We start from the raw sequence: 20,074 nt of genomic DNA, 5'->3' as shown, positions 1-20,074 counted from the left end.
GCTGTGGTCTCTGGCAACGAGACAAGGTATCGAACGGCCGTTGTCATCCGCCCCTTTGAGCGGCATCTCAACTTAGCCTCAACGCGCAAACTCTGGAATCCAACCCTTGCCGGATCAATGCGCCTATTATTTCCGTGCATTTTGCACGGACATATCGCGATCTCACGCAGTTGCATCAGTTCTCAATCATGGGTAAGGAGGCATCGGGTAGTTAAAAGTCAATTGTAAAGGGATAGGCAAAAAGAGTGGGGCGTATCGGGTGATCGCTATTCTCAGGATCTTGATTATCCCCAAGGGACATTTCGGATGTCATAGCAATACTAGCTACTTTGTGGAGAAAGTTATGGGTAATACCATGAATGGAAACGAAACGGGTTGGGACAGCGTTAACGATCTTATTCACTACCATGAGCGCGGAAATGGTCTGACGATAAATAACAAACCGTCTTATGACATAAATCAGGCGGGGTTGCAGATCGCGCGCGGCGATAAAACCTGGAATGGCGTACACGTCACGGGAAAAGAGGCGACGGTGACCTATTCCTTCCCGGATTGGGATTATAACGAACTGAACCTGGGCCACCGCTCCCCGGAACGTGATACGGGGCTGAGCGCGTTCACGCAACAGCAACAAGAACAGGCGAAGCTGTCTTTGCAATCCTGGGCCGATGTTGCCAACATCAAATTTGTCGAAGTTGCCACAGGCCAACCCTCCAATATTACCTTTGGCAATTATGAGGGGACAGGACAAGCGTATGCTTTGAAACCGTTCTCATATAATGGCAATGATTACAGGGGGTTCAATTCTGATGGGCAAAGTTGGTACAACATTAAGAATCACTCCGAAAATTTGCATCCTGAGCTAGGTAATTACGGCCGCTTAACCATTACCCATGAAGTTGGCCATACTCTCGGGTTAGATCACCCGGGCACTTATAATGCGGGGCAAGGCAGCCCAAATTATACCAAGGCAGTTTACGCCGAAGATACCCGGCAATTTAGCGTAATGAGTTACTGGAATGAATCCATTACCAATGCGGATCATGGCCATTACTATGCCGCTGCGCCGCTGGTTGATGATATCGCGGCCATCCAGCATCTTTACGGCGCCAATATGACCACCCGAACCGGCGACACCGTTTACGGGTTTAATTCAAATACAGGCCGAGACTTCTATACGCTCAATGACAGCCACGACAAACTGGTGATGTCTGTTTGGGATGCAGGCGGTAATGATACCCTTGATTTCTCGGGGTATAGCCAAAATCAACGTATCAACTTGAACGAAGGCGCTTTCTCCGACGTCGGGGGATTAAAAGGGAATGTTTCCATCGCCGCTGGCGTCACCATCGAAAACGCGATAGGGGGCTCAGGTAATGACGTCATTGTTGGGAATCACGCAGACAATACGCTCAAAGGCGGCGCCGGCAACGATGTCATTTACGGTGGAGCGGGCCAGGATCAATTATGGGGAGGGCAAGGCAACGACATTTTTGTCTTCTCTGATGTGAATGACTCGCCTGTTCGGGCTCCTGATACCATTTGGGACTTTGAGTCAGGCAAGGACAAGATCGATCTGTCCTTCTTCAACCAGGGCGCTAAAGGCAGTGATTTCATTCAGTTTGTCGATCATTTCAGCGGGCAGGCCGGTGAGGCGCTGGTATCCTATGATACCCAGAGCAATCTGAGTGAATTGGCCTTCAATATCCATGGCGGTGCAAATCCAGACTTCCTGGTGCACATCGTCGGGCAGGCCGACGTCGCTGTTGACTTTATCGTGTAAAACGGCAACGGTGGGCGATGATGCCCACCGTTTCGCATGGGCCAGCTATGTGCAAATTTATTCTTGTCGGAATAATTTTCTTGTTTTCAGGAGCCTCTATGGCAAGCAGTCTGGTGTTACCTTCCGCCGAAACGCTATCCGGGCAGTGGACGGTCAGTGATAAATCAAAGTCTTGTGTTGTGCAGCTCAACGCGGAGAATGTGGAATCGGCCGGCGGCTATAGCCTGAAATTTTTATCTGATTGCACGCCCGACGTCTTGCCGCAAGAGCCTGTGGCGTGGCGTCCTGCTCCCGATGGCATTGCGCTGTTGGACAAGGATGGGCTGACCGTACTTTTCTTCTCTCAGGAAGACGATCATTATCGCAGCCAGATCTGGGCTGAAACTGGGAAGATCCTGAAGAGAAATAACTAGCGGAAAACGCCGGCTTGACCCGGCGCTTCTGAACGCGGTTATCACGCCTCACATCACCCAGCCTCCGCGTAACGGCGGGGGCTTTTTAATGGGCGGGCGGCAAGCCGTCGACGATGGTAATCATGGCTTCCGCCACGTGGCGCCGCTGTTGTTTCGCCAACTGATAGGCCGGCGAATGGTAGCAGGCCAATGCGGTGGCGTAGTCGTCGAATTCGATCAGCACATGTTTCACAAACGATGGGCCTTCCAGCGTTTGCGCCTGTTCGCCGCGGGCGAGAAAACGGGCGTTGAACTGGCGAAACGCCTGGGGCGCCAAATCCATGTAATGCTGATATTGCTGCGGATCTTTCACGGTAACATGGGCGATCCAGTAAGCGGGCATCTCAGGACTCCTGTTGCAGAATGCGCTTGGCCAGCGCGGCGGCCTCGGTCAGGTGATCGATGACTTCTTGCCTGGCCTGCGTCGGATTGTTTTGTTCGATGGCGTGATAAATGCGCGTCATGCGCTCGAAACCGGCCAGCTGGCGCTCCGGGGTTTTCAGGGTCAGGGCGCGCAGGCGGCTGATGCGGCTGTTCAGGCGTTGAACGATTTCCCAGGCGATGGCGTGATGGGCCACCTGGAAAATGGTTTCATAAAAGGCCTGCGAGGCTTCAACGCGCTGAATATCGTCCTGCCCGGCCGACGCCTGATTAATCGCAATTAATTTTTCATGCAGTTTCTTTTTATCTTCCGGCCCGGCTTTCAGGGCGCAGTCGTGAGCGGCATCCTGTTCAAGCAGCAGGCGAATAGTATAAATCTGCTCGGCAATTTCCCAGGTCAGAATAGCGACAATCGGCCCTTTCTTGCCGAGCGTTTCAATGAGCCCCTCCGCTTCGAGATAACGGATCACCTCGCGCACCACGCTGCGGCTGACGCCCAGCTCCTCGCACAGGCTGCGTTCCACCAAACGATCGCCGGCCTGAAAATACCCTGAGATAATCGCCTGCCTAATTTTCGCCAATGCCAATTCGCGCAAGGTGACCGGTGCATTCTCAATTTTCAATGACGCCTGAACCATAATTGTCTCTATTTTTTGTGGATCATCATTAATCCGGATAACGACGCGAATTCCCGTTTGCCCGGTACTATTAACATCTTTCCAACCCGCAAAGCAACGGCGGTCGATTTCGCGCCGCATCGCCAAAACGGCGAATGTTGCAGCAGCTCACAAAATCGAAAGATAGCCTAAAAAAACCGCTTTTCGTTGCCGATACCCGCTGGCTCAACGGCTGCGGCACGGGCACAGGGTGCTGAGCGGACGCGGTCGTGGCCGGCGTTTCATTCCCTGCCAAAGTCCACGAAAATTTACTAATGCATTGAATAACCGCTGTTATTTTCAAATGTGCTCTACCGCCTCAAGTGAAAATAAGAATACCGTATTATGGTATACCAAATTTTGACATACCAATCTGCCCGATGCTATACCCTCGACTCGCGACATCTGATTAACATTTGATTTACTTTTCGAGGTCCCTTATGCATCAAGACATCCGCAAGACCCTGGTTTCCACAGAAACCCTCTACGCCGACGGCGGCAAACCGGCGGGTAAACCGCTGGTGATGATCGCGGCGGCGGCGGTGATTAAAAACCCCTGGGCCGGGCAAGGCTTTGTCGAGGATCTGGCGCCAAAGATTCGAGAAATGGCGCCGATGCTGGGCGAGCTGCTGACCGGTTTGATCCTCAAAGAAGCCGGCTCCGGCGAGCGGGTGGAAGCCTTCGGCAAAAGCGCGGTGGTGGGGCTGGGCGGCGAGTTGGAACATGCCTCGGCGCTGATCCACACGCTGCATTTCGGCAACCACTACCGTTCGGCGGTCAATGGCAAGAGCTATCTCGCGTTCAACAATACCCGCGGGCCGGCCAACGCGCCGATCCTGATCCCGATGATGGGGAAAAACGACGAAGGCAGCCGCGAGCACTACCTGACATTTCAGTTCAACATCAACGACGCGCCCTTCGACGATGAAATCGTCATCGCACTGGGCGCGGCGCTGGGGGGGCGGCCGCACCACCGCATCGGCAACCGTTATCTGGATCTGAAAGAGCTGGGCCATGATCAGAACAATCCGGCAGCTGTCTGAACCCGCTTTGCGGGTGGGGTATTTGGAGGCCGGGCGTGGCGAGCCGCTGGTATTGATCCACGGCGTAGGCATGAACGCGGAGGCCTGGTATCCCCAGCTCGATGCGCTCAGCGCGCACTTTCGGGTCATCGCCGTCGATATGCCGGGCCACGGAGAAAGCGAAGGCTTCGCCCACGCCGCGACGCTGGAGGATTACGTGCGCTGGATGGCAGCCTTCTTAAACACCCTGGGCGCGCCGAGCGCTGCGGTGGCGGGGCACTCGATGGGGGCGTTGATCACCGCCGGTCTGGCGATCGATTATCCGGAGCGGGTCAATCGCGCGGTGGTGATGAGCGGCGTGTTTCAGCGCTCAGCAAAGGCCAGCGCCGCGGTCGCGCAACGCGCCAGCGCGTTGGCCAGCGGCCAGACGCAGCTCGACTCGCCGCTGAGCCGGTGGTTTGGCGCCGATCCCGCCGAACAGCGTCTGCGCCGGCAGGTGGGCGGCTGGTTGCAACAGGTGGACATATCGGGCTACGCCCGCGCCTATCAGGCGTTTGCTACCGGCGATCGGGTGTATGCCCAGCGTTGGCACCTTATCCGCTGCCCGGTGTTGGTGCTGACCGGCGAGCACGACGCCAACTCCAGCCCGGAGATGGCGCGGCAAATGGCGCAGGCCGCACCGAACGGGCGCGCGGTAATCATTGAGAACGCCAAACACATGGTCAGTCTGACCGATGCGCAACGCGTCAACGCGCTGATGCTCGATTTTCTGACCTCAGAGAAACCTTTGACTTTAGGAGCGGCAAATGGACGCGGATAAACGCAGGCAGTTGCGCGACGCTTTCGGTGCCTTTATGACCGGCGTCACCATTGTGACCTCGGTAGACAAGCAGGGGAAGCCGATTGGCTTCACCGCCAATTCGTTTTCGTCGGTGTCGCTGGATCCGGCGCTGCTGTTGGTGAGCATCGATAAACGTTCGGCGAATCTGGCGCATTTTACCCAGTGCAGCCATTTCGCCATCAATATTCTGGCGGAACAGCAAAAAGAGGCTTCAACCATTTTTGCGCAAAAGAACGAAGACCGCTTTGCGCAGATCGATTGGCGCTGGAGCGCGTCACGGGTGCCGCTTATCGATAACAGTTCGGCGTGGTTCGACTGCTCGCTGCATCAGGTGGTGGACGCCGGCGACCATGCCATTCTGATCGGCAAGGTCGAAGGGTTCGAGTCCAACGCCACCGCCGGTCTGGGGTATTACCGCGGCGCTTATTTCACGCCTTATCAAAACGCGCAGTCGCTGATTGGTGGGCCGCAGGTGGTGGTAAGCGCGTTGATCGAGTTTGAAGGGCACGCCGTGATGGTGCGGCAAAATGACGGCGGCTATCAACTGCCGTCCAGCGCGGTGGAGAAACGCAGCGTCAGCGAAACGTTGGGGGAGCTGCTGCAACAGCTGGGCATTAATGCCCATCCGGGCTTCGTCTATTCCGTCTATGACGACCGCCAAAAGCACCAGCAACACATCGTTTTCCTGTGCGCGCTGCCGACCGACGCCGGCAGCCTGACGCCGCAGCTGAGCGCGGCGGAATGGTTCGACATGCCGACGCTGGCGCGGCTGCCGATCAAGGATCCGGCGCTGCGATCGATGCTGGGCCGGTTCGTCAAAGAAAACGCCGTGGGCAATTACGGTATCTATTATGGCGATGAGCACAGCGGTGCCATCAAGCAATTCGCCGGTTAAGGCTGAACGGGAGAGTGTGATGAAACTGTCTTTATTCGTGCATATGGAACGAACGTTACCCGACGAACCGCAGGAAAAGCTCTACCAGGAGATGATCGAACTGTGTGAAATCGCCGATCGCGGCGGCATGCACGCCATCTGGACCGGCGAGCACCACGGCATGAATTTCACCATTGCGCCGAATCCGTTCATCAATCTGGCGGACATTGCCCGGCGCACCTCGCGGGTGCGGCTCGGCACCGGCACCATCATTGCGCCGTTCAATCACCCGATCCGTCTGGCGGGCGAGGCGGCGATGACCGACATCATCACCGGCGGCAGGCTGGAGCTGGGCATCGCGCGCGGCGCCTATTCCTATGAATACGAACGGCTGATGCCCGGTTTGACCGCCTGGGATGCCGGGCAGCGCATGCGCGAGCTGATCCCGGCGGTGAAAAAACTGTGGCAGGGCGACTATGCCCATCAGGGGGAATACTGGTCGTTCCCGGCGACCACCTCGTCGCCGCTGCCGAAACAGCAGCCGCATCCGCCGATTTGGGTGGCGGCGCGCGATCCCAACAGCCACGAATTTGCGGTGCAAAACGGCTGCAACGTTCAGGTTACGCCACTGCATCAAGGGGAAGAGGAGATCGTGCGGCTGGTGACCTGTTTCAACGAGGCGCGTGCACGCTTCGCCGCCGAGCAGCCGCTGAAGATCATGCTATTGCAGCATGGCTACGTAGCGGAAGATGAGGCGGACGCCCGCCTGGCGGCGGAAGCGCTCAACCGTTTCTACCACTACTTCGGCGCCTGGTTCAAGAACCAGCGGCCGGTGCGGCAAGGGCTGATTCAGCCGCTGAGCGACGAAGAGATCGCCGCCAATACCTATTACTCCGCCGAGATGATGCGCACCAACCTGGCTATCGGCACCGCCAATGAGGTCATTACGCGGCTGAAAAAATATGAGGCGCTGGGGTATGACGAGTTTGCGTTGTGGATCGACAGCGGCATGAGCTTTGCGCGTAAAAAGGCCTCTCTGGAGCGGTTCATTCGCTGCGTGATGCCGGAATTTCACTGACGGAGGCGCTGATGGAATCGTTCAAACTCTACATCGACGGCCGGTTTGACGCCGGTTCGGCCACCTTCGACTCGATCAACCCGGCGAGCGGCGAACCCTGGGCGCAGGTGGCGGAAGCCCGCGCGCAGGATGTGGATCGTGCCGTTGCGGCGGCGCACCGGGCTTTCCAGGGGGCCGAGTGGCGCGATATGACCGCCGGCGCGCGCGGCAAGCTGTTGTTGCGGCTGGCCGACTTGCTGGAGCAGCACGCCCCCGAGCTGGCGCGGCTGGAAACGCTGGATACCGGCAAGATCATCCGGGAAACCCAGGCGCAGATCGCTTATGTGGCGGAATACTACCGGTACTACGCCGGCCTGGCCGACAAGATGGAAGGCAGCGTGCTGGCGATCGACAAAGCCGACATGGAAACCTGGGTGCGTCGCGAACCGATTGGGGTGGTGGCGGCGATCGTGCCCTGGAACAGCCAGCTGTTTCTTGCGGCGGTGAAAATCGGCCCGGCGATCGCCGCCGGCTGCACGCTGGTGGTCAAAGCGGCGGAAACCGCGCCGGCGCCGCTGCTGGCGTTCGCCAGACTGATAGACGAGGCCGGTTTTCCACGCGGCGTATGCAATGTGATCACCGGCTTTGCCGCCGAATGCGGTGCGGTGCTGACGGCGCATCCGCAGGTAGACCACATCGCCTTTACCGGCGGCGCGGAAACCGCGAAGCACATCGTTCGCGGCAGTGCGGAAAACCTCGCCAGCACCTCGCTGGAGCTGGGCGGAAAATCGCCGTTTATCGTTTTCGATGATGCGGATCTGACCAGCGCGGCGAATGCGCAGGTGGCCGCCATTTTCGCCGCGTCGGGCCAGAGCTGCGTAGCCGGCTCGCGCCTGCTGGTGGCGGAAAGCATCAAGGACGCGTTTTTGGCCCGGCTGACGGAGAAGGTGCGCAGCATCCGCATCGGGCCGCCGGATCGCCCGGACACCCAGTTCGGGCCGCTTTGCACCAGGCAGCAGCAAGAGCGGATCGCCGCCATCGTCAGCCGTTCGCTGGAGCAGGGGGCAAAACTGGTGATTGGCCACGCGGCGATCGACTCACCGGGCTTTTACTACCCGCCGACGATTGTCGATTGCAGCGCGCAACCCGACGCCGAGTGCGTGAAGCAAGAGCTGTTCGGCCCGGTGCTGTCGGTGTTGACCTTCAGGGACGAAGCGGAGGCCATTCAGCTTGCCAATGATTCTGCCTATGGCCTGGCGGCCGGCATTTTCACGCAGAACCTGACGCGCGCGCATCGGGTGACCCGTCGCCTGCGGGTGGGGGTGGTGTGGCTGAATACCTATCGAGCGGTATCGCCGCTGGCGCCGTTTGGCGGCTACGGCCAGTCGGGGTTTGGCCGCGAGGGCGGGATTGACGCCGCGCTGGAATACACCACCAGCAAAACGGTGTGGCTGCGCACCAGCGACGATCCGATAGACGATCCCTTTGTCATGCGCTGAGTCAGCGCAATCAGGCGCGATTTCAGATCGCGCCGGCAGCCCCGTTTTCATCGCATTGATACAGGCGACCGCAATGTCGCCGGGGCAGACGCACGCTTTTTTCGACCTATTCGCACGCTAACACGCTGTAAAAAATAATAATCCACGTTAACCGGGGGATATATGAACTCTCAGCCAGAGCAGACCGCGTTTATTGAAGACAAGTCGATAGATTTTGTTCCCGCCGGGGAGCGTCATGGCCATGCCCGCAGCCTGTTTACCCTGTGGTTTTGCACCAATATTGCGCCGCTGGCGGTGGTGACCGGGGCCATCTCCACACAAACGTTTCATCTCGATATTCTCTCGGCGCTGAGCGCGATTATCGCCGGCCACCTGTTCGGCGGTATTTTTCTGGCGCTGACCTCTGCTCAGGGGCCACAGGTCGGAATACCGCAAATGGTGCAGAGCCGGGCGCAGTTTGGCCGCTACGGCTCGCTGTTGGTGATCGTGTTCGCCACGGTGATCTATCTGGGGTTCTTTATTTCTAACATCACGCTTTCCGGCAAGGTCATCCATAACGTCATCCCGTCATTGAACATGGGCGTGGCGACGGTGATTGGCGCGGTGTTGGCAACGCTGATCGGGGTGGTGGGCTACCGTTTCATCCACAAGATCAACAAAATCGGCGCCTGGGTGATGGGCAGCGCGCTGATTCTCGGATTGGTATTGATGTTTTCTCAACCGCTGCCGGCGGATTTTTGGCAGCGGGGATCGTTCAGCATTGCCGGTTGGTTCGCCACGTTCTGCATCGGCGCCGTCTGGCAAATCAGCTTCTCGCCCTACACGTCAGACTATTCGCGTTACCTGCCGGCGGAAGTCGGCATTGCCAAACCCTTCCTGTATACCTACCTGGGCGCCTGCAGCGGCACCATTTTGGCCTTCGTGTTCGGCGTGGTGGCGGTCAATCTGGTCGCCGGCAGCGACGATGCCATGGAGGCGGTGCGCCAGGCGACGGGAGGGCTGGGGCCGGTGCTGATGGTGCTGTTTCTGATCAACATCATCTGCCATAACTCGATGAATTTGTACGGCGCGGTGCTTTCACTCATCACTGCGGTACAAACCTTCTTACCGCAGTGGATGCCGAATGCGCGTATACGCACGCTGTTCTCGGCGCTGATTTTGCTGGGGGCTGTGTGGGTGGCGCTGGTTGCCTCGGCCAACTTCGTTCATCTGTTCCTGAACCTGATTTTTGCCTTGATTTCGGTGCTGATCCCCTGGTGCATGATCAACCTGATTGATTTTTACCTGCTTAACCGCCAACGCTATGACATTTCGGCCATTTTCAGCGCCGACGGCGGGCGCTACGGCCTGCTAAACACCCGCGCGCTCGGCGTTTATTTCGGCGGTATTGCGGTGCAGGTGCCTTTCGTCGAGAACGCATTCTTCTCCGGCCCTTACGCCAATCTGATCCCGGGCGCAGACATTTCCTGGGTGATCAGCATGGTGTTGACCGGTATCGCCTACCCATTGTGTTGTTCGCGACGGGCTAACTGGGCGGTGCAATTATAATTCTCCTGCATCCCGGCCAGCATAAAAGACCGGTTTGAGTGATATGATAAAGTAATTTTTAGAACAGGATGTTTCTAATTTTTTAATTTATTAAATTAGATAATAATCGTATGAAATGGCTAAATGGATTTGGGCTAACTTATGATTGTTATATTAATGTTGCTGCTCATGGTGTTTTATATATCGCTAGCTTATGAGTTTAAAAGAATGAAAAAGCGAAGAATATATGCCTGCCATAAAAGGAAAAGGAGGGCGTCGGTTAGGCGATTAATCAACATGCTGTTATTCAAGTAATTTCCCGAAGTAGTTCTTACAGGAGGGAACACGATTATTGAGATATATCTCCCTCTGGTTATTAGTTGTTTCGCTACGTTTATATTGCGTCGGGTTGGCTCCGACGCAACATCAGCCTGCGGTGAATAGCCGCTGCTGCCAATAGGCCAGTTGCGTCAATGTCATGGGCTCGGCGGCAATGATTGCGTGATTTTCCAGGGCGATTTCGCGTGCGCGTTGCAATGGCTCGGCGCTGAGGCGCTGCACGCTTTGCCGCAGCGCCTGTTGCGTTTGCGCCAGCTCGTTTGCGCCCACGTGCGCAAGCTCATGGCGCATTTGCAGTAAGAATTCGTCGGTTAACTGCCGCAGCTGTTCAACGTTGAACGTTGGGGATTGCAGCGCGAACAGCAGGCCTTCGGCATCGGCGCAGCGGTGGAAGGCGCATTGCACCACGTAGCCCACGTTGCGGTCCACGCGCAACCGCTGAAAATAGCGCGGCGCGTAAAGCTGGGCCAGCACGCGCAGCGCCCAACGGCCTGCCGCTTCGCCGTTCGGCAGCGGGTAAAACTGCAGCAAGGCGCTTTCGGCGCCGCTTTCCGTCAGCGTGACGGGGCGATGATGCTGATATATCGGCAGCGGCGGCTCGGCGGCCACGGGATAGGGGAAGTCGTACAGCAGGTGCGAGAGCTGCCGTTTTAACTCGCCATCGCCGCCGACTAAGGTGGCATGCCACTGCACCGTTGTTGCTGTCGGCGCGCTGAGCGCCGCGGGCAATTGGGCCAGCAGGCGACGAATGGCGATGTCGTTTTGCTCTTGCAACTGCGTATGGCGCAGGTTTCTCGCCGCCTCGTTGAGAATGGCCGACGGCAACGCCGCCAGCGCTCGGTTCACCTCGCTCAGCCCGTGGCAAAGCAGCGCGGGGCTGCCCGCCAGCTGCAGCAGCCACGCACCCTGGTGGCGTTCGAAGCTTAAATGTCCTTCCCGATGCGCCAGTTCGGCCGCCCCGGCGCGCAGCGCCGCCTGTAAGCCGTAGGCCTGTGCATCACTGAAGGGGCTGGACGGCGTCGGCCGCAGCAGCAGCACCGGCTGCGCTTCGTCGGGGCGCAGATGCCGCACCGGCGCCAGGCCGGCAGGCAATGTCGGGGGCGGCAGCGCCGCCGAGGAGGAGAAAAAGCGGAAGGGTTCAGTCGTAGCCGTCAGCGCGGCGCCGGCGAAGAGGCCAAGCGCCAGCGGCAGCCCTTGAATTTCACGGGTTTCACCGCCGCCTTCGGGTCGCACGGCCAGGCGACGGCGCGGCGCGCTAATCAACGCCGCAATATGCCGTGGCCAATCGTCGTTCGGCTCCGCTGGCGGCAGCCCAAACGCTCTGGCACGCAGCTGGTCGAGCGGCGCCAAACGGTGGAAATCGCGATTTGCCAGCCGCTCGTAATGCGCAAGCTGGGCCGGTGTCAGCACCTGCAGCGCCTGCAGCCACGCCAGCAGGGCGCTTTCGATGCAGGCAGCCTCAGCGGCTGAACCGTGATTGACGGTAAAGGTAAAACTCAGCAGCGCGTTGTTCTCGCTGCAGCGCGAATAATCGAGCCGAACGGCATCGCACCACGCCTGAGCGCGCAGCCGGGCCAGCAGCCCGCCGGGGGCTTCGTCCAGCAGCAGGCGCTCCAGCCGCCGCAGCCAGCCGCGCGAATGGGAGCGCGGCAGGGCAAACACCAGTCTCAGCTGCGGCGTGCCGGGCAGCGTCAGGGTGTAATCTTCCGCAGCGGTCAGCGGCGGTGAGCTCTCGTGCGGTGAGCCGTTGCCCGCCGGCAGCCGGCTGCCGTAGCGCTGGGCCAGCGCATGCAGCTGCGCCAGCGATTGCGGGCCTTGCAGCCACAGCGTCAGGTTTGGCGCGCGAAAATAGCGCTGATAAAACTGCCGCAGCGCCAGCTGCAACGCGGAAATATCGCTGCCGAAGGCGGCGCGGCTGCCGATATGAAAGCGATGCATTGCGTCAAGGCCGCTGAACATCTGTCGCTGCGCGGCTTCGCAGCGGGTTTCCACATCGGCGCGCAGCAGGCGATATTCAGCGTCGATGACCTCAATCTCCTGAGCGATCGCCTCGGCCGCCAGCTGCGGGGCGGCGAGCATATCGCTCAGCCGCGCCAGCCCCGGCGCCAAATGGTCTGCGCTCACCTCGAAGAAGAAGGCGGTTTGCGAGGCCTGGGTGGTGGCGTTCAGCCGGCCTCCCACCGAGGCGACCCAGGCCATCAGACCATCTTGCACGCCGTAGTTCGCGCTGCCGCGAAACAACATATGCTCCAGCAGATGCGCCAGGCCCGGCCAGGCGACGGGCGCCTGAAAACTGCCCGCTTCAATGCGCACCAGCGCGGCGGCGCCCGCGGCGGCAGGATCGCTTATCGCCTTGACGGCCAAACCGTTGTCGAGCTGCCACGAGGCGGCGGCGGGTGTCATCGTCAACCCTTGAAAATCAGACGAGAGTTGGCCTGATTGCGAAAACGCAGCTGATCGATACCGATCTGCGAGCGATTCGCCGCTTCCCGCGCCGCCAGAATGGTGCCGTGGTGGGGCGATTTGCCGCACACCGGATCGGCGTTGTCGGCGTTGCCGGTCAGCATGAACGCCTGGCAGCGGCAGCCGCCGTAGTCTTGCTCTTTCTCCGAGCAGGAACGGCACGGCTCCGGCATCCAGTCATAGCCGCGATAGCGGTTAAACCCGAACGAGTGGTACCAGATATGCTGCAGATCGTGCTCCAGCACCGACGGGAAGGCGATCGGTAACTGACGGGCGCTGTGACAGGGTAACGCCATGCCTTCCGGCGTTACGCTCATGAAGATGGCGCCCCAGCCGCCCATGCAGCCTTTGGGGCGCTCCTCGTAGTAGTCCGGCGTGACGAACAGCAGGTTGGCCAGCTTGCCGTCGGTGGCCATGCGTTCGCGGTAGCGTTTCACCACCGCTTCCGCGTCGGCGATCTGCTCGCGGGTCGGCAGCAGGCCCTCGCGGTTGAGGTGCGCCCAGCCGTAGAACTGGCAGGTCGCCAGCTCGACGTCGTCGGCGTCCAGCTGGATAGCCAGTTCGATAATGCGGTCGATCTGGCCGATATTATGGCGATGCAGCACGAAGTTGAGCACCATCGGATAGCCGAGCGCCTTGACCGCCCTGGCCATGGCCAGCTTCTGCTGAAACGCCTTGGCGGAGCCCGCCAGCGCGGCGTTCAGCGTTTCATCGCTGGCCTGAAAACTGATCTGGATATGATCCAGCCCGGCGTCGGCGAAGGTCTGCAGCTTCTTCTCGGTCAGGCCGATGCCGGAGGTGATCAGGTTGGTGTAAAAGCCGAGCTCGCGCGCGGCGGCGATCAGCTCGGGCAGGTCTTTACGCACCAGCGGCTCGCCGCCGGAAAAACCGAGCTGCACGCTGCCCATCGCCCGCGCCTGGCGAAACACCTCGATCCACTGCGCGGTGGTCAGCTCTTTTTCCTGCGCGGCGAAATCGAGCGGGTTGGAGCAATACGGACACTGCAGCGGGCAGCGGTAGGTCAGCTCCGCCAGCAGCCAGAGCGGCGGGTTCACCGCCGGCGCGCGCGCTTCAGTCACGGAAGGTCACCCATTTTTGTTCGTAGGCGCGCTGGAAAAACTCCAGCACGTCTTCCGCCAGCCCTTCGGCGCCGGGGAAGCGGGCGTTCAACTGGGCGATGATGCCGTTCAGCGTGGTGTGGCCGTCGACCAGTTGCAAGATGGCGGCGGCGCTGTCATTCAGCTTGGCCATGCCTTCCGGGTAGAGGATCACGTGGCTGTTTTGCACTTGCTCCCATTGCAGGCGGTAGCCGCGACGGAAGACGGGGGTATGTTCAGGGTTCAGCGTCATTACACCAGCCTCTGGTTGTGCCATACCCGCGCGGCGGTCACGCTGTGGTAAGGCGGGCGGTTCAGGGTATAGGCCATGCTCATGGCGTCCAGCATGCTCCACAGAATGTCCAGCTTGAACTGCAGGATCTCCAGCATGCGCTGCTGTTTTTCTACGGTGTCGCAATAGTCCAGCGCCAGCGCCAGGCCGTGTTCCACATCGCGGTTGGCCTGGCCGAGGCGGCTGCGGAAATAGTCGTAGCCGGCGGCGTCGATCCACGGGTAGTGCTGCGGCCAGCTGTCGAGGCGCGATTGGTGGATTTGCGGCGCGAACAGTTCGGTCAGCGAGCTGCAGGCCGCTTCCTGCCAGCAGGCGCGGCGCGCGAAATTGACGTAGGCGTCCACCGCGAAGCGCACGCCCGGCAGCACCAATTCTTCAGAGAGCAGGGCGTCGCGCTGCAGCCCGACGGCTTCGCCCAGGCGCAGCCAGGCTTCGATGCCGCCTTCGCTGCCGCCGTAGCCATCGTGATCCAGGATGCGCTGCACCCATTTGCGACGGGTTTCCGGCTGTGGGCAGTTGGCCATGATCGCCGCGTCTTTGATCGGAATGCTGGTCTGGTAGTAGAACCGGTTGGCCACCCAGCCCTGGATCTGTTCGCGGGTCGCTTCGCCGTTGTGCATCGCGATGTGGTACGGGTGGTGAATATGGTAATAAGCGCCTTTGGCGCGCAGCGCCGCTTCAAATGCCGGCGGAGTCAGGGGCAGTGGTTGCGTCATGGCGGTTCCCTACAGTTCGATATTCATGCCGTCCCAGCTCACTTCAATGCCGGCGGCGGTCAGGCTTTGCCGCTCTACCGAGTCTTCATTGAGGATAGGGTTGGTATTGTTTATGTGGATCAGGATCTTACGCCTGGCGGGCAAGGTGGCGAGCAGGGCCGCCAGCCCGTGTTCTTCCGCCAGCGCCAGATGCCCCATGTCCTTGCCGGTATTGCGGCCCACGCCGGCGTTGGCCAGCTCGTTGTCGCGCCACAGCGTGCCGTCGATCAGCAGGCAGTCCGCGCGGCGCAGCCACGGCAGCAGCGCCTCGTCCGGCTCACCCAGGCCCGGCGCGTACAGCAGCGCCACCCCGCGCGCGGTATCTTCGATAAACAGCGCCACGTTGTGGCCCGGCATCGGGCGATCGCGGAACGGCGAATAGGGCGGCGCGTTGCTGAGCAGCGGAATGGCGGTAAAGCGCACGTTCGGGCAGACCATCGTGCGGAACGGCTCGCCGGGCGTCACCGGGTGGTGAATCAGGCCGCCGTTCCAGTGTGAGAGCATGGGAAATACCGGGAAACCGGTGCTGAGATCGTCATGCACTTCAGGGGTGCACCAGACGTGATGCGGGCAGCCCTCGCGCAAATTGAGCAAGCCCGCGCTGTGATCGATCTGGCTGTCGGTCAACACGATCGCGCCGATGCCGGTGCCGCGCAGCACCTCGGGATTATTCAATTCGGGCGAGGCCAGCAGCTGATGGCAAATGTCCGGGGAAACGTTGCACAGCACCCAGTTTTTACCGTCGTCGCTGACGGCGATGGAGGACTGCGTGCGGCGCGTGGCGCTGATGCTGTGGTCGCGAACGCCCCGACAGTTGTCGCAGTTGCAATTCCACTGGGGAAAGCCGCCGCCCGCCGCCGAGCCGAGAACTTTTATCTGCATGTCTAAACCAGAAAAGAAGGAAAGAAATGCCCGCGCGAAAGGCGGGCAGACGGGCGATTAACGGTTGGAAATGTACAGCGTCACTTCCAGCCCCAGACGCAGATCAACAAACTCAGGTTTAGTCCAGGTAGTCATAGCGGTGCTCCTTTGCATGCATCGTAATAAGTCGAACCCAATGAGAAACGTTCGCATTCGGCCGGCCCAATGTTGGCGAAATGTGACGGAGATCGCAACCTTTAAAGCGTAACCGGGTTATTCACCCCAGGCGGCGGTGAGCGCGTTCAGCCAGTTGCGCCAGGTCAGCTTCTCCAGCAACCGGTTATCGAACCCGGCCTGCGCCAGCGCTTGCGTCAGGCGCGGCAGGCCAGCGGCGTCCTCCAGCGGTTGCGGTACGTTGACCCCGTCAAAATCAGAGCCAAATCCCACGCGATCTTCACCAAGTTTAGCGATCAAATACTCAACGTGTTTAACAATTTCTGTTAAGCCGGTTGTTGCACTGTCACGTTTACCGTCCGCACGCAGGAAGGCGGTGCCGAAATTGACGCCGACCATCCCGCCGCTCTGGGCGATGGCGCCCAGCTGTGCGTCGGTCAGGTTGCGCGGCTGGGGGCAGAGGGCGTGGGCGTTGGAGTGGGTGGCGACCAGCGGCGCGTTGCTCAGCGCGGCGGTTTGCCAGAAGGTTTTCTCGTTCATGTGCGAGACGTCGATCATGATGCGGCGGCGGTTGCAGGCGCGGATCAGCGCCTCGCCGGCCGGCGTCAGGCCGGGGCCGGTATCGGGTGAGCCCGGGAACGGCCCGCTGACGCCGGTGCCGAAGGCGTTCGGCAGATTCCAGAATGGCCCGATGCTGCGCACGCCCAGCCGGTAGAAGGCCTCCAGCTGCGTCAGCTCCGCGTCGATCATGCCGGCACCTTCGATATGCAGCACCGCGGCAATTTGCCGGTTGAGGCGGCACTGTTCTATCTCGGTGGCGGTGCGGCAGATGCGCAGCCGCCCCTGAGAAGCCTGCTCCAACTGCTGCAGGATGGCGATCTGCCGTTCGGCGATCGCCAGCGGATCGAAGGCGGCCTGCGCCTCGTCCTGCGTTTGGTTGCGCATCTGGGCGATATAGCTGACCGGGGGAATAAATACCGCGAACAGTCCGCCGAAAAATCCGCCGCGCCGCATGCGGGAGAAATCGAGGTGGCCCGGCGTGACGCGGGAATAGAAGGCGGCGGCCGGATCGTCGTCGTGCTGCAGCCACAGGTTGAGCAGCAGGTCGTTATGGCCGTCGAATACCGGCCAGAGAGGGGGAAGCGTCATGAGCGTTTCACTGAGTCAGGCATCGTGAACGCTATGTTCTCCCATCGCGCGAGGGGGAACAACCCTCAGGGTATGGGGGCTTTGCCGTTGGCTGGATCACTCGACGTCAGTAATGCAAAATATAGTGACATTGTCACTATTCGCGAAACGGTTCCTGCACGCGCTGGCGACAGACCGACAGCACCAATTGCCGCAGCCAGCGGTGATCCGCCTCGGCGTCCAGGCGCGGGTGCCACATTTGCGACACGGTAATGGGCGGCGTTTTCACCGGCAGCTCAAAGACGCGCAGCGGGCCGTCGGCCGGTTGAGCGTGCAGGAAGGAGGCGGGCAACAGCGCCAGCAGGTTCGAGGCTTGCGCCACCGCCAGCGCGGCCGGAAAACTCGGCACCACGGCGGCAATCTGGCGCGTCAGCCCCAGCTCCGCCAGCGCGGCGTCTACCGGCCCGAGAATGCGCCCGCTGCGCGAGGCCACCACGTGGCCGCAGGCGGCGTAGTCGGCGGCGCCGATTTCCCGCTGCGGCGCCAAGGGATGCGCGCTTCTCATCACCCCGACGAAGCGATCGCGAAACAGCGCCTGCAGGCGGATTTCCGGGCCCATGTCACCCAGCACGCCTATCTCCAGATCGACCAGCCCTTCACGCAGCGGGCGGTCGCTTTTCTCCGGCTTGGGCGCAAAGCGCAGCCGCACCCGCGGCGCCTGTTCGGCAGCGGCGGCGATCAGCGCCGGGCCGAAGGCTTCGACGAAGCCGTCGTTGGCGCGCAGCGTGAAGGTACGATCCAGCTCGGCGGGATCTAATGCTCCCTGCGCCGGGCGCAGCAGCGCACGGGCTTCGAATGCCGTATTTCGCGTCCGCTCGCGCAGCGTTTCGGCATAGGGCGTAAGCACCATATGACGGCCGGCGCGCACGAGCAGGGGATCGCCGGTGGCCGCGCGCAGCCGGTTGAGGGTGCGGCTCATCGCCGAAGCGCTTAAACCGAGACGCCGCGCCGCGCCGACGACGCTGCCCGCCGTCATCAGCGCATCGAGCGCGATCAACAGGTTGAAATCAGGGTCGGTCATGCGTGCGTATCCTGTGGGCTGGCAAGGAAAGGAAGCATTTGGTGCAGGTGAAAACCGCCCATGTACATCCGTTGTCTGCCATTATGCATGGTTATCTTTTTCGCACGCTATGATTTATCCGGTTGAGAATGTGAAGAGTGCCACCCGCGAGCGGGCGGCAAAGATTTTAACGGCTGGAGAGGATCATATCGGCGGCTTTTTCACCGATCATGATGCTGGGCGCATTGGTGTTGCCGCTGGGAATGACCGGCATCACCGAGGCGTCGATCACTCGCAGCCCCGATAAGCCGCGCACCTGCAGCTGCGGATCGACCACCGCCATGTCATCGACACCCATGCGTGCAGTGCCTACCTGATGGTGATAGGAGCCGGTAGTGCGGCGAATATAGTCGCGCATTTGCGCGCGGCTGTTCACGCCATCCATGCCTTGCTCTCGACCGCGCCACGGCGCCATGGCGCTCTGGTGCATCACGTCGCGCATCAACAGCGCTTTGTCGGTCATGATCTCCAAATCCTCGTTCTCGGCATACACCTGCGGATCCATCAACGGAGGTTGGAGGGGATCGTTCGAACCAAGCCACAGACGCCCGCGGCTTTTCGGCCGCACCAAACCCGGCGTAACGGTATACCCCTGGTTGACGCCGGGCAGGAACGGCATGGTGAACAACAGCGACTGGGTATCCGGCCCGCTTAACTGCGGTGCCGATTTATGGAAGATCTGCGCTTCGATACCGGAGGCCAAGCCGACCGCGACCGGCTGCGGAGAAGACCACACCATCGGGCAGACCAGGTGGTCGTGAAGGTTTTCGCCAACGCCGGGCAGGTTGACCAACGCAGTCATGCCCAGTTTTTCCAACTGTTCCGCCGGGCCGATGCCGGAGTGCAGCAGAATGGAAGGGCTCATGAGCGACCCGGCGCACAGCAGCACTTCATGTTTGGCTTCGATGCGATAATCGATACCGCGATGCAGGAAGTGCACCCCGGTAATGCGATCGCCCTGGTTCAACAATTTAAGTACCCGGGCTTCCGTCATGACCGACAGGTTCGGTGCCTGGCTAATGGCATCGCAATAGCATACCCAGGCGCTGGCCCGTTTGCCGTCCGGCGTCATGGTGTATTGCGGGAAGCTGACGCCGCTGGGATCGTTGCCGTCGTTGTAATCCCCTACCCAGCGCAAGCCTGCCTGTTGACCCGCTTCGACAAAAGCATGGGCCAGCGGGGTCATCGCCGGACGAGAAACCTGCAGTAGGCCACCGGTGGCGTGCTGTGCGGAAAGGCCGGCGATATTGCAATTTTCCGCTTTGCGGAAATAAGGCAGTACATCCCGCCAGGCCCAACCGGCGGCGCCCAGCGCGGCCCAATTGTCATAATCCTCTGGCAGGCCGCGCACGTACATCATGCCGTTGATGGCGCTGGATCCGCCCAGCGTTTTTCCGCGTGGCCAATAGATTTCCTGTTTACCTGCGAAGGTCTGCGGCTGAGTTGAAAAACCCCAGTCAACGGCGGAGTGCCACAGCGCCATCGCTTCCGGCGGATTATGGATCGCCGGCATGTCGTCGCGCGGGCCCGCCTCGAGCAGCAGCACGCGCAGGCCGGCGTCCACCAGCCGACGAGTCACGACCGAGCCGGCGGAGCCGGCGCCGATCACGATAAAATCGTATTTGGGATCGTTGGCGCGAGTGGTGGTACGCGTATAGCCGGAAAACGGCAGCGCCGCCGCTGCCCCCATCGCCAGGCTGGCGGCAATGAACTTGCGGCGCCCGACGTTAGCGGTGATTTTATCTTGTTTCAT

The 20,074-nt window shown here is 60.4% G+C and carries 19 protein-coding genes; 8 read left to right on the top strand and 11 right to left on the bottom strand.

Going from position 1 to position 20,074, the window contains the following annotated elements; all coding sequences use genetic code 11:
• The first annotated feature begins 343 nt into the window (after window positions 1-343).
• Together ACJ8MK_RS09315 and ACJ8MK_RS09310 are read left to right on the top strand one after the other, a co-directional pair.
• Window positions 344-1,783, top strand: coding sequence for a serralysin family metalloprotease (locus ACJ8MK_RS09315; RefSeq protein ID WP_060387747.1), 1,440 nt, complete (start codon window positions 344-346; stop codon window positions 1,781-1,783).
• A gap of 98 nt (window positions 1,784-1,881) precedes the next feature.
• The gene (locus tag ACJ8MK_RS09310; protein ID WP_193146275.1) at window positions 1,882-2,196 is read left to right on the top strand and encodes a protease inhibitor Inh/omp19 family protein; all 315 of its coding nucleotides are present in this window, start codon (window positions 1,882-1,884) and stop codon (window positions 2,194-2,196) included.
• 85 nt (window positions 2,197-2,281) lie between these two features.
• Here ACJ8MK_RS09310 and ACJ8MK_RS09305 read toward each other — a convergent pair whose 3' ends face one another.
• Together ACJ8MK_RS09305 and ACJ8MK_RS09300 are read right to left on the bottom strand one after the other, a co-directional pair.
• Window positions 2,282-2,578, bottom strand: coding sequence for a DUF1330 domain-containing protein (locus ACJ8MK_RS09305; protein WP_049212328.1), 297 nt, complete (start codon window positions 2,576-2,578; stop codon window positions 2,282-2,284).
• A gap of 1 nt (window position 2,579) precedes the next feature.
• Window positions 2,580-3,254, bottom strand: coding sequence for a GntR family transcriptional regulator (locus ACJ8MK_RS09300; RefSeq protein ID WP_033648296.1), 675 nt, complete (start codon window positions 3,252-3,254; stop codon window positions 2,580-2,582).
• A gap of 458 nt (window positions 3,255-3,712) precedes the next feature.
• Here ACJ8MK_RS09300 and ACJ8MK_RS09295 point away from each other — a divergent pair, with 458 nt between their 5' ends.
• The 6 genes from ACJ8MK_RS09295 (at window position 3,713) to ACJ8MK_RS09270 (ending at window position 10,113) form a co-directional block, all read left to right on the top strand.
• Window positions 3,713-4,315: an amino acid synthesis family protein gene (locus ACJ8MK_RS09295; RefSeq protein ID WP_442517678.1), complete on the top strand. Its 603-nt coding sequence runs from the start codon at window positions 3,713-3,715 to the stop codon at window positions 4,313-4,315.
• Entirely contained in the window at window positions 4,287-5,114 is an 828-nt protein-coding gene (locus ACJ8MK_RS09290) for an alpha/beta fold hydrolase (protein ID WP_442517677.1), read from the top strand. The genes ACJ8MK_RS09295 and ACJ8MK_RS09290 overlap by 29 nt, the downstream gene beginning before the upstream one ends.
• Entirely contained in the window at window positions 5,101-6,030 is a 930-nt protein-coding gene (locus ACJ8MK_RS09285) for a flavin reductase family protein (RefSeq protein ID WP_033655042.1), read from the top strand. The genes ACJ8MK_RS09290 and ACJ8MK_RS09285 overlap by 14 nt, the downstream gene beginning before the upstream one ends.
• A gap of 19 nt (window positions 6,031-6,049) precedes the next feature.
• A complete protein-coding gene (locus ACJ8MK_RS09280; RefSeq protein ID WP_442517676.1) occupies window positions 6,050-7,087 on the top strand; it encodes an LLM class flavin-dependent oxidoreductase in 1,038 nt (345 codons plus the stop codon).
• 11 nt (window positions 7,088-7,098) lie between these two features.
• Window positions 7,099-8,565, top strand: coding sequence for an aldehyde dehydrogenase (locus ACJ8MK_RS09275; RefSeq protein WP_033655043.1), 1,467 nt, complete (start codon window positions 7,099-7,101; stop codon window positions 8,563-8,565).
• Window positions 8,566-8,727: 162 nt separating this feature from the next.
• Window positions 8,728-10,113 (top strand): purine-cytosine permease family protein, encoded by a 1,386-nt coding sequence (locus ACJ8MK_RS09270; RefSeq protein ID WP_047567500.1) that lies wholly within the window; start codon window positions 8,728-8,730, stop codon window positions 10,111-10,113.
• A 405-nt stretch (window positions 10,114-10,518) separates the two neighbouring features.
• On the opposite strand, the gene pqqF is transcribed toward ACJ8MK_RS09270, so the two are convergent.
• The 9 genes from pqqF to ACJ8MK_RS09225 all read right to left on the bottom strand — a co-directional run bounded on the left by pqqF (window position 10,519) and on the right by ACJ8MK_RS09225 (window position 20,074).
• On the bottom strand, window positions 10,519-12,834 hold the full coding sequence (gene pqqF, locus ACJ8MK_RS09265; protein ID WP_442517675.1) for a pyrroloquinoline quinone biosynthesis protein PqqF: 2,316 nt from the start codon (window positions 12,832-12,834) through the stop codon (window positions 10,519-10,521).
• Window positions 12,835-12,836: 2 nt separating this feature from the next.
• A complete protein-coding gene (pqqE, locus tag ACJ8MK_RS09260; protein ID WP_041035091.1) occupies window positions 12,837-13,973 on the bottom strand; it encodes a pyrroloquinoline quinone biosynthesis protein PqqE in 1,137 nt (378 codons plus the stop codon).
• Window positions 13,966-14,244, bottom strand: a complete 279-nt coding sequence (gene pqqD, locus ACJ8MK_RS09255; protein WP_039566152.1) for a pyrroloquinoline quinone biosynthesis peptide chaperone PqqD — start codon at window positions 14,242-14,244, stop codon at window positions 13,966-13,968. The genes pqqE and pqqD overlap by 8 nt, the downstream gene beginning before the upstream one ends.
• A complete protein-coding gene (gene pqqC, locus ACJ8MK_RS09250; protein WP_033634535.1) occupies window positions 14,244-14,999 on the bottom strand; it encodes a pyrroloquinoline-quinone synthase PqqC in 756 nt (251 codons plus the stop codon). The genes pqqD and pqqC overlap by 1 nt, the downstream gene beginning before the upstream one ends.
• Window positions 15,000-15,008: 9 nt before the next feature.
• Window positions 15,009-15,920, bottom strand: coding sequence for a pyrroloquinoline quinone biosynthesis protein PqqB (gene pqqB, locus ACJ8MK_RS09245; RefSeq protein WP_033653177.1), 912 nt, complete (start codon window positions 15,918-15,920; stop codon window positions 15,009-15,011).
• 57 nt (window positions 15,921-15,977) lie between these two features.
• Entirely contained in the window at window positions 15,978-16,055 is a 78-nt protein-coding gene (pqqA, locus tag ACJ8MK_RS09240; RefSeq protein WP_004937827.1) for a pyrroloquinoline quinone precursor peptide PqqA, read from the bottom strand.
• 117 nt (window positions 16,056-16,172) lie between these two features.
• Window positions 16,173-17,222, bottom strand: a complete 1,050-nt coding sequence (locus ACJ8MK_RS09235) for a dipeptidase (protein ID WP_033653175.1) — start codon at window positions 17,220-17,222, stop codon at window positions 16,173-16,175.
• 136 nt (window positions 17,223-17,358) lie between these two features.
• The gene (locus ACJ8MK_RS09230; RefSeq protein ID WP_442517674.1) at window positions 17,359-18,282 is read right to left on the bottom strand and encodes a LysR family transcriptional regulator; all 924 of its coding nucleotides are present in this window, start codon (window positions 18,280-18,282) and stop codon (window positions 17,359-17,361) included.
• 166 nt (window positions 18,283-18,448) lie between these two features.
• Window positions 18,449-20,074, bottom strand: a complete 1,626-nt coding sequence (locus ACJ8MK_RS09225) for a GMC family oxidoreductase (protein WP_442517673.1) — start codon at window positions 20,072-20,074, stop codon at window positions 18,449-18,451.

The sequence above is a fragment of the Serratia sp. CY38905 genome, assembly GCF_052168875.1.
GTDB lineage: Bacteria > Pseudomonadota > Gammaproteobacteria > Enterobacterales > Enterobacteriaceae > Serratia > Serratia sarumanii.
The sequence above is the reverse complement of the archived record's forward strand: the minus strand, read 5'-3'. Positions and strand labels throughout refer to the sequence as shown.